The sequence below is a fragment of the Sphingobacterium deserti genome (assembly GCF_000757725.1).
Classification (GTDB): domain Bacteria; phylum Bacteroidota; class Bacteroidia; order Sphingobacteriales; family Sphingobacteriaceae; genus Sphingobacterium; species Sphingobacterium deserti.
The window spans coordinates 24,420-33,967 of the sequence record NZ_JJMU01000011.1 but is presented as its reverse complement, the minus strand read 5'-3'; the positions used below and the strand labels follow the sequence as shown (position 1 = coordinate 33,967).

The following is a 9,548-nucleotide window of genomic DNA, read 5'->3' as shown; positions in this document are numbered from 1 at the left end:
GGTGTTGCTATTGCTACAACGCAGGGAGTCGTAACGGCTATTCGAGGAGCCTCTTGGGGGGCACGTATTGGAGCATATGCGGGTCCTATTGGAGCATTGTCCGGCGCAGTGTTGGGTGGATTGTAATTAACTATTATCGGCGAAGGCAGTACTGCCTTCGCTTTCCTCCTTATGGCTTTACATTTTTTGATTGGATGTTTCATCGGATTTTCGATCTGCTTCTCTCAATGGGCAGTCGGAAAAGCTATAGCGTTTGCGTTTGGCAAGACGATGGACAGTGCTATTTTAGATGAAGGTAAGCGAGGAATTCCTTTGTTGGAATTTGCTCTTTTTTCGATTTTATTTGGCTTGTTGTATATGCTGAGTGTGCGCTATGATTCAAACTTTATCACCATTATTTTAATTTCCTCATTCACTTCTTATAAATCTATTTTAAAGCCATTCTTCTGCGCTCTCCAAAGTAGAAATAGAAATGCGCTCTTTGAACAATATATATTGGCAAAAACAAAAATGCAGGTTGTGGTAGTTATTAGCCCGGTCAAATTTATCAATGCCTATGCATTTGGTGCCCTGCCTTTTTCTAGGCTAATAGTTATGAGTGAGCAACTGGTAGAACAATTGACCGAGACAGATATAAAAGCGGTTTTGCTACATGAAATGGGGCATTTGAAAGGAAAACATCTGTTACAGCTTTACTTGTATAATCTGTTTACAGTTTTTATGTATTATACCCTGGTAATGTATTTTTTTAGAAGCAGTATGGACTTTACCATCGCGGAGAAGTTTTCGTGTATCATAGCTGGCGGAGCAATTTTCGGTTTATTAGCCTATTTCATTCCAGTTCCTATGATGAAAAAATTTGAATATGATGCGGATTATTATGCGGCAAAAATTATAGGGGTAGAGCACTATTCGCAAATGCTTCAAAATCTTGATCAGCTGACGCAGCGAGCGCTTACGCATAGCGATTTTTATCACCCAAATCTGCAGCAACGTTTAAACAAATTGAAAGATGAAGACATACTGTAATTATCAATATGGAAAGGTATCTATTTGTTTTGTCGCATGGATAGTAGGAGGTGTACTGGCCTTCACTATTTCCCTAAGCGCAAGTGCAAACGCCAAGACTAATATGGTGATTACAGATCTAGGGCTACAATTGAAGCTACATCCGATATTGAATATTCTAATTAACAACTATTTGTATCTGACTTCGATCTATGTATTTGGTTTTTTGTCGTTTGGAATTTATACTATTGCCAGTTTCATTTTTAATGGCTTTTTACTTGGTTTATATGTCAAGAAAGCAACGACTATCGGTTTTAGTGTCAGCAAGCTGATTGTATTATTGGGGGGGCACGGGCCATTTGAAATAACAGCTTTTGTGTTAGCGGGTTCGCTAACCTTGATAAGAATGGAATCAATAAGCTATTTTCTTCAGGCAGACTTTTCAGTAAGTAAGCTTACTATCGAACTCAAGAAATTTAAACAGATTGTTGTTCTACCATTTTTGTTAATAAGTATCGCTGCACCCCTCGAGTTTTTTGCTTATAGACTTCACTTATGATAAATCTAAAAACTCTTTATGACGCTATTTAATAAAGAATTTAAAGTAACACTTTGTGTTTGGGGCTCTATTCAAGTCTTGTATCTGGTGTTTCTTAGTGAAAGTTTCCTCGCTGATGTAGACGATGACGTATTTAAACGAACCGCGAGATTAACAAGCTCGATTAGTATCCTCATTAATATAGCATTGATTCCTGCGTATATGGCCGTATTGGGTATCATTTCTTTTTTTAGTGCGCGGCTGTGTTCTTTGCAGCTCGAAAAGAGATATTTGGTTGATGGTTTAACACAAGTAGGTTTAGTCTTTATAGTCTATAATATATTGAAAATTGCTAATGTTTATTATTATCATGATGTTTTAAGGTCTATAGACCCTTTACTGGAATCTTCAGCTGAATTACTTAGCTCAACAAAATGGGTTCATATACAACAACTCCTTGACTTTTGTGTCACTTTTGGTGCAGGATTAATCTTTGTTTTAGAAATAGAGAAAGAGCTGCCGTTAAAGCTTTCTCAATGGATAACTTTGTTCTTCTCAATAACACTACCGCTGCTCCTGCTATCGATGATGAGCTTTTCTTAAATAGAGATAGGTTGTGTTTCACTATTCATTCCTCTTGAATCTTATAAACGCCCATCTATTCTTTACAATACAAAAAATCCCCGAAGTGATGAACTTCGGGGATTTGTATTACAAGATCTTCATAAGAAGCTCTTGTACAGTCATACATTGCTTTTGATGGCCTTATTGCGCATTTAAGAACATAGACTTTTGGCTATAAAGCTCTCTAAAGAATGGATCTTGTAGATCTTTAATGAAACGGATTGCTTCACCGGTCGATTTCATCTCTGGTCCTAAAGTCTTATCTACTTCAGGGAATTTCGAGAAGGAAAACACAGGTTCTTTGATTGCATATCCATTTAGTTTACGTTCGATGGTGAAGTCTTTCAATGTATTCGCACCGAGCATCACTTTTGTAGCAATATTGATGTAAGGAACGTCGTAAGCTTTCGCGATAAATGGAACCGTACGCGAGGCACGAGGATTCGCCTCGATAACGTACACTTTCTCACCTTTTACGGCAAACTGTATGTTTAATAATCCCTTAACATTTAAAGCTTTTGCCAGCTTGATAGAATATTCTTCCATCTTCTGTTGCACATCATTCGATAAGCTAAATGGAGGCAACACGGCAGATGAATCACCGGAGTGGATACCAGCAGGCTCAATGTGCTCCATCATACCGATGATGTGTACATCATTACCATCACATATAGAGTCTGATTCAGCTTCCTCCGCGCGATCTAAGAAATGATCAATCAAGATGTGGTTCCCAGGAAGGTTTTTAAGTAAATTAACAACGGCTTTCTCTAGATCTTCGTCATTAATAACGATGCTCATGCCTTGACCGCCTAATACATAGGAAGGGCGTACTAAGACAGGGTAACCAACCTCATTAGCAACTTTCAATGCCTCTTCAGCAGAGGTAGCAACACCATATTTCGGATAAGGAATATCAAGCTCTTTTAACAAGTCGGAGAAACGGCCGCGGTCTTCCGCTAAATCCATATCGGAGAATGATGTACCGATGATTTTTACACCAAGAGCCTCCAGTTTTTCAGCCATCTTTAAAGCTGTCTGTCCACCTAGTTGAACGATAACGCCTTCTGGTTTTTCCAATTCGATGATTTCTCGCACATGCTCCCAGAAAACAGGTTCAAAATAAAGCTTATCAGCCATATTGAAATCTGTCGATACGGTCTCTGGGTTACAGTTGATCATGATGGCTTCAAAACCACATTCTTTCGCAGCGATAAGACCATGAACACACGAGTAATCGAACTCAATACCTTGGCCGATGCGGTTCGGCCCAGAGCCTAGTACAACGATTTTCTTTTTATCGGATACAACTGATTCGTTTTCCTCTTCAAAAGTCGAATAGTAGTAAGGTGTTTTTGCTGGAAACTCCGCGGCGCACGTATCTACCATTTTGTAAACACGGTTGATGCCCAGTTCTTTCCGACGCGCATATACATCATCTTCGGATACATTGCCCAGTAGCCAGGAAATTTGCGCGTCAGAATATCCTTTTTGTTTCAAGGTCATGAAGAAGTCGCGCGGTATGTTGTTTAGCTGGTAGCGACGAAGCTCGGTTTCAAGCTGAACGAGTTCCTGGATTTGTACCAAAAACCATTTGTCAATGCGTGTCACCTTACGAATAGACTCCAACGGAACGCCCAATTCAAAAGCATCCTTGATATGGAAGATGCGATCCCCACTAGGGTGCTCCAGGCTGTCCATAATTTCTTCCAGATTGCGCAATTGACGACCATCGGCACCTAAACCCCAACGGTTGGTCTCTAAGGATTGACAAGCTTTTTGTAATGCTTCGATGAATGTACGACCGATTGACATCACCTCGCCAACGGCTTTCATTTGTAAACCTAATTCTTTATTAGCGCCTTTGAATTTGTCGAAGTTAAATCGAGGGATTTTTACGATGACGTAGTCTAGCGTAGGTTCAAAGTATGCGGAAGTAGTTTTTGTAATTTGGTTCTGCAGCTCATCAAGGTTGTAGCCAATCGCTAATTTAGCAGCGATTTTAGCAATAGGGTAACCTGTGGCTTTAGATGCTAATGCCGATGAACGAGATACCCGCGGGTTTATCTCGATGGCGATGATATCTTCGTTTTCCGGATTAACGGAAAACTGTACGTTACATCCGCCGGCGAAGTTGCCGATGGAGCGCATCATGCGGATAGCCTGATTACGCATATCTTGATAACATTTGTCACTTAAGGTCATTCCTGGAGCAACAGTGATCGAGTCACCCGTATGGATACCCATTGGGTCGAAATTTTCAATCGTACAGATAATGATGACATTGTCATTCGTATCGCGCAACAACTCCAACTCAAACTCTTTCCATCCTAAAACGGCCTGCTCTACCAACACCTCGTGTGTAGGAGAGGCGTGTAAACCTCTATTTAAAGCGGCGTCAAAATCTTCTTTACGGTGAACGAATCCACCGCCTGTGCCCGCCAATGTGTAGGAAGGACGGATTACTAGCGGGAAGCCAATTTCTTGCGCGGCTTCTTTACCTTCCAAAAAGGAGTTTGCAATTTTCGATGGAGCAACACCTACGCCAATATCAATCATAAGTTGACGAAATTCTTCCCTGTTTTCCGTCTTCTCGATGGCAGCGACGTCCACGCCGATTACCTTAACATCGTATTTCTCCCAAAGGCCCAAGTTGGACGCTTCGATACATAGATTTAGGGCAGTCTGTCCACCCATAGTGGGTAAAACAGCATCGATTTGTTGTTCTTGCAAGATCTTTTCGATGCTCTCGCAAGTAAGCGGCAACAAATAAACGTGATCTGCAATAACCTTGTCGGTCATAATCGTTGCAGGGTTCGAATTGATGATGGAAACCTTAATACCTTCTTCCTTAAGAGAAAGCGCTGCTTGAGATCCCGAATAATCAAATTCACAGGCTTGACCGATAACAATAGGTCCCGAACCAATGATTAAAACTGAATTAATGGAGGTGTTTCTAGGCATTATTTTTCTTGTTCAAAAAATTAACTTTCAATTTGTCGTGCTGAACAAAGCAATGAAAAATGCCTTTTATGGGAGGGTATTCCGACTGCTTTGTCGGAGTGCAAAGTTACATTATTTTATTTAAAATCTATGTGTTTTTTAAAACTTTAGGCACGATTTATGTTTTGCCCTGACTATTCGATTGTTACTGATGTAAAATCTTTTTTGCGCCAGATCTTTTGAGTACATGTATTAATAAACTTTGTTATATTATTTCAATTACAACTTATGAAAAAATTGATGTTGGCCTTTGTTGCCGTTTTGTTTACAGCTGGCGTATTTGCACAGGATTACAAGAATTCTATTGGTATCCGTCTAGGGGGCGGATATTATGACGTAGTCGGTGTCGCCTTTAAAACATTCATTTCCGCGCCGGGCGCGCTAGAATTTGATTTGGGCGTTAGACCAAGTGCTTCTTACAGCGGATATAACGACGGCATCACAAATATGTCGATATCAGGTGCTTATCAACACCACTTCCCAATTGCAAACATTTCAGGATTTAAATGGTTTGTAGGTGGCGGGGCAGTAATTGCAAACACCTTTACTGACTATGACGATTTGAGTGGAATTTCCGTAGGTATATTTCCTACCGGCGGAGTTGATTACAAACTTAAAAATGCGCCTTTCGCCTTTTCAGCAGATGTTAGACCGACCGCCCACTTCGTTAAATCATATGGAGGGATTAACGGATTTCTTTTTAACGGTGGCGTTACAGCGCGCTACGTATTTTAGTAACGAGACGTATAGCAATAAATAAAAGGTGCGGTGTTTTAAAACCGCACCTTTTTGTTTTAAGTGGAGTAATGGGTATCGGGAATAGACTGTAGTAGATAGTATTTAGTATATAGAAAGGCGTGTTGAAATAGTAATATTTATCGCACATTTCCATAATTAGCGGCAATGTCGCCTCATTTTTGTTGCGTATGTATCAATTTGCTCTTGCAGTATCCACTGATGATTTAACAAAAATCAGCGACGGGGTTTTGTTACTTTTTCCTTCCAAAAGTAATCCCTTGCCGCGGCATATGGCGGAAGGGATTGTGTATGGGCTTCATCTTTATAGACCCATCTCTCAACTTGATCTTTTAATAAACTACAATCTCATCTGTAAATAAAAAGCCTTTATTCACATTCGTAGCAACTACCTTTACGTAACGCGCCATTTGAGGTTTCTCTAGGGTGACTGTGAACGTCTTAAACTTCAACTTTGGGTCTTTGCTATCTTCCAGATTTGTTATGGCACCCACCTTCCGGTAATTCTTTCCATTATCGGACAACAATACCAAGTACTCTCCAGGAAAGAACACGCCAGGACCGGGAATCTGCATAAAACGCATAGAAACCTTATTGATCTCTTCACGCCGCTCCATATCGATATAGGCATCAAAATTTTGCGTAAAGCCTTGCCATTGTCCATCTTGATAGCTAAGCCCACCTTTTTCGCCATTTGTTAACGTCAATTCTTTCTGTGCCGGATAACCTTCCCAGGTGCTGTTGTAAAACACCTTTTTACCAATCGCTTTATGGATATCCAATTTTAATTCCTCTATGGGACTTACGCGGGCTGAATCTATAAACGATGCTGCTTTAATAACCGCTGTCGTCGTAAACTCGATAGGGTTTGTGAATGGCGTGGCACGGCTTGTAGGCTCGGTGCCATCCGTCGTATAAAAGATATTTGGGGTTAACTGTTCCGAATGCAGGGTCACTGTATTGCTCAGCTTTTCTTTGTTAAAAGAGATGTCAGAAGTAACATTGTAAGAAGGACGGTAATAATTTACGTCTAATTGTTGTAGCAACTTGTAATGGTGCTGCAATCTCTGCTTGAAATCCATCCAATTTCTGAGCTCTTGATTTGTCCAATTCACTTCCGCAAGCGCAAGGGCCCTTGGGAAAGCCATGTATTCAACGTGCTGATAGGTGGGCATATATTCCGTCCAAAGATTGGCCTGTGCACCCAAGATATGTTTCGCTTTTTCACTATCCAGCTCTTTTGGGATAGGGTTGTAGGAATATACCTTATCAATTGTTAGGTAGCCGCCGAGCGCTTCGGGCTGTGTCCGCGGATCTGTTTGATAACTATCAAAGTATAGATGGCTTCCAGGGGTCATGATTACGTTATGACCCATCGTCGCGGCTTTTATTCCACCCTCTTCTCCTCGCCAGCTCATCACGGTAGCGCCCTTGGTCAGGCCCCCTTCTAATATTTCGTCCCAGCCAATCAACTTTCGGCCTTTCGATTGTAAATATTCATCCATCTGCTGGATAGCGTAACTTTGCAGTTCCTCCTCATTCTCGAATCCCTTTTCCTTTCGTAGCGCTTGACATTTCGCGCACGTTTTCCAATGTTTCTTTTCCGCTTCATCGCCGCCAATATGGATGTATTCGGACGGAAATATGGTCAGTACTTCGTTTAATACATTCTTCATAAATGTGAACGTTTCCTCATTGCCAATACAAAACTCCCCTTGCGTATACGGCTTCTCGGAGCAGGCCAAATGAGGGTATACGGCCAATACCTCCTCGGAGTGTCCTGGCATCTCAATTTCTGGAATAACCGTAATGCCTCTGCGTGCCGCATAGTCTATGATCTCACGAGCTTCTTCTTGTGTGTAGAAGCCCCCGCTTGCATTTGGCGTGCCCTTGGCCGTGTATTGGCGACCATTATCCATCCAATCTTTCCAGTGGCGGTGCGTGCGCCAAGCGGCCTTGTCGGTTAGCTCTGGATATTTTTTTATTTCCAATCGCCAGCCCGCCCCATCTGTGAGGTGCCAATGAAATCGATTGAATTTATAGATCGCCATGATGTCGATGTATTTTTTTATAAATGATAGCGGCATAAAGTGGCGAGACACATCTAAGTGAAGCCCTCGGTAGCCGAACCGCGGACTATCATCTATCGTCACTTGCGGCAGCATTAACGGATTTTCCTGCAGCATACCTAATTGAATAAGTGTATAGATGCCGCCCAGCATGGCCTTTTGATCGTTTGCTTTTATCAGAATGCCTGATTCGTCTATCTGCAGGCGATAAGCGTCAGGAGCAATCTTGTCCACTGGCTCCGCCGGAAAGAGGCGAACGCCATGCTGATGTTTTTTGTTTATCTTTTTCAAAACCTCGACTGCTGCTGTTTTAAGCTGCGGATATTCCGCCAGCATGGAACTTGCTTCTGCGAAATCAGCGGTCGTAAACAAAGCGATATCTGTCGGTATTTGAAACGTTCCCTCGCCGTATTGCACTTTATTTGGTTTCGGGATTAGGTTTAAGCTATTTTTCTGCGCATTGCTAAAGTAAGGATGCAATAAAATCAACAAGAGTAATGGGATAATTCGCATGTCTAGTTTTCGTATTAGTTTGATCTTACAAATATCACAAATATTTTTTTATCGACATTCATTACGTTTTGATCGGGCGATAGAATATGATATTGTAACTACAATCGAGTTGTCGCTATTTTAGGAGAATAATGATTAACTTTGCCTTATGATTGAACTTCCTGTAATTCCAGTAACAGAAACGCAGCGCAAACCAGATTGGCTACGCGTTAAATTGCCTGTGGGCAAAGAGTATCGTCATGTGCGGAATCTGGTTGATGAGCATAAGCTGCACACCATATGTGAAAGCGGTAATTGCCCAAATATGGGTGAATGTTGGGGAGCTGGCACAGCGACCTTCATGATTTTAGGAAATATCTGTACACGTTCGTGCTCCTTCTGCGCCGTGGCAACTGGACGTCCGAAAGCCGTGGAACTGGATGAGCCTAATCGTGTAGCAGATTCGGTTAAACTGATGCAGGTTAAGCATTGTGTAATCACTTCTGTAGATAGAGATGATCTGAAGGATGGTGGCTCGACCATCTGGGCGGAGACTGTTAACGCTATTCGCCGTGAAAGCCCGGAAACAACTTTGGAGACATTGATTCCAGATTTTAAAGGCCAGTGGGATAATTTAGAACGTGTTCTTGCCGTACGTCCGGAAGTGGTTTCGCATAATTTGGAAACCGTTCGTAGGTTGACGCGCGAAGTCCGGATTCAGGCAAAATACGATCGCTCACTAGAGTGTCTTCGTCGTATTTCAGAAGCAGGTCTACGTACAAAATCAGGTATTATGCTTGGTTTTGGCGAAACAGAGGAAGATGTTATTGAGGCTATGCAAGATCTATACAACGTAGGTGTTCATATTTTAACGATCGGACAATATTTGCAGCCCACGAAAGCGCATCATCCCGTTGTGGAATGGATTACGCCCGCACAGTTTGAGAAATATAAGGAAATCGGGTTGCAAATGGGATTCAAGTATGTAGAATCCGGGCCGTTAGTTCGTTCTTCTTATCATGCTGAAAAACATTTGTTTGATATGCAGTAAGCGCGATAAC

General features: G+C 41.7%; 7 protein-coding genes. 5 read left to right on the top strand and 2 right to left on the bottom strand.

Annotation, left to right across the window (positions count from 1 at the left end; genetic code table 11):
• Window positions 1–171: 171 nt before the first annotated feature.
• From DI53_RS03705 to DI53_RS03695, 3 genes are read left to right on the top strand one after another with little or no spacing between them, the layout of a single operon-like run.
• A complete protein-coding gene (locus tag DI53_RS03705) occupies window positions 172–1,029 on the top strand; it encodes a M48 family metallopeptidase (protein WP_037495528.1) in 858 nt (285 codons plus the stop codon).
• Window positions 1,013–1,567: a stage II sporulation protein M gene (locus tag DI53_RS03700; protein WP_037495522.1), complete on the top strand. Its 555-nt coding sequence runs from the start codon at window positions 1,013–1,015 to the stop codon at window positions 1,565–1,567. The genes DI53_RS03705 and DI53_RS03700 overlap by 17 nt, the downstream gene beginning before the upstream one ends.
• An 18-nt stretch (window positions 1,568–1,585) precedes the next feature.
• Entirely contained in the window at window positions 1,586–2,149 is a 564-nt protein-coding gene (locus tag DI53_RS03695; protein ID WP_037495520.1) for a hypothetical protein, read from the top strand.
• 162 nt (window positions 2,150–2,311) lie between these two features.
• Here DI53_RS03695 and carB read toward each other — a convergent pair whose 3' ends face one another.
• A complete protein-coding gene (gene carB, locus DI53_RS03690) occupies window positions 2,312–5,131 on the bottom strand; it encodes a carbamoyl-phosphate synthase large subunit (RefSeq protein WP_037495517.1) in 2,820 nt (939 codons plus the stop codon).
• 267 nt (window positions 5,132–5,398) lie between these two features.
• On the opposite strand from carB, the gene DI53_RS03685 reads away from it, so the two are divergent.
• Complete coding sequence (locus tag DI53_RS03685; protein WP_052072039.1) at window positions 5,399–5,905, top strand: hypothetical protein; 507 nt, start codon at window positions 5,399–5,401, stop codon at window positions 5,903–5,905.
• Window positions 5,906–6,258: 353 nt separating this feature from the next.
• On the opposite strand, the gene DI53_RS03680 is transcribed toward DI53_RS03685, so the two are convergent.
• The gene (locus tag DI53_RS03680; protein WP_037495514.1) at window positions 6,259–8,508 is read right to left on the bottom strand and encodes a glycoside hydrolase family 20 protein; all 2,250 of its coding nucleotides are present in this window, start codon (window positions 8,506–8,508) and stop codon (window positions 6,259–6,261) included.
• A 148-nt stretch (window positions 8,509–8,656) separates the two neighbouring features.
• On the opposite strand from DI53_RS03680, the gene lipA reads away from it, so the two are divergent.
• Window positions 8,657–9,538, top strand: a complete 882-nt coding sequence (gene lipA / locus DI53_RS03675) for a lipoyl synthase (RefSeq protein ID WP_037495511.1) — start codon at window positions 8,657–8,659, stop codon at window positions 9,536–9,538.
• Window positions 9,539–9,548: the final 10 nt, after the last annotated feature.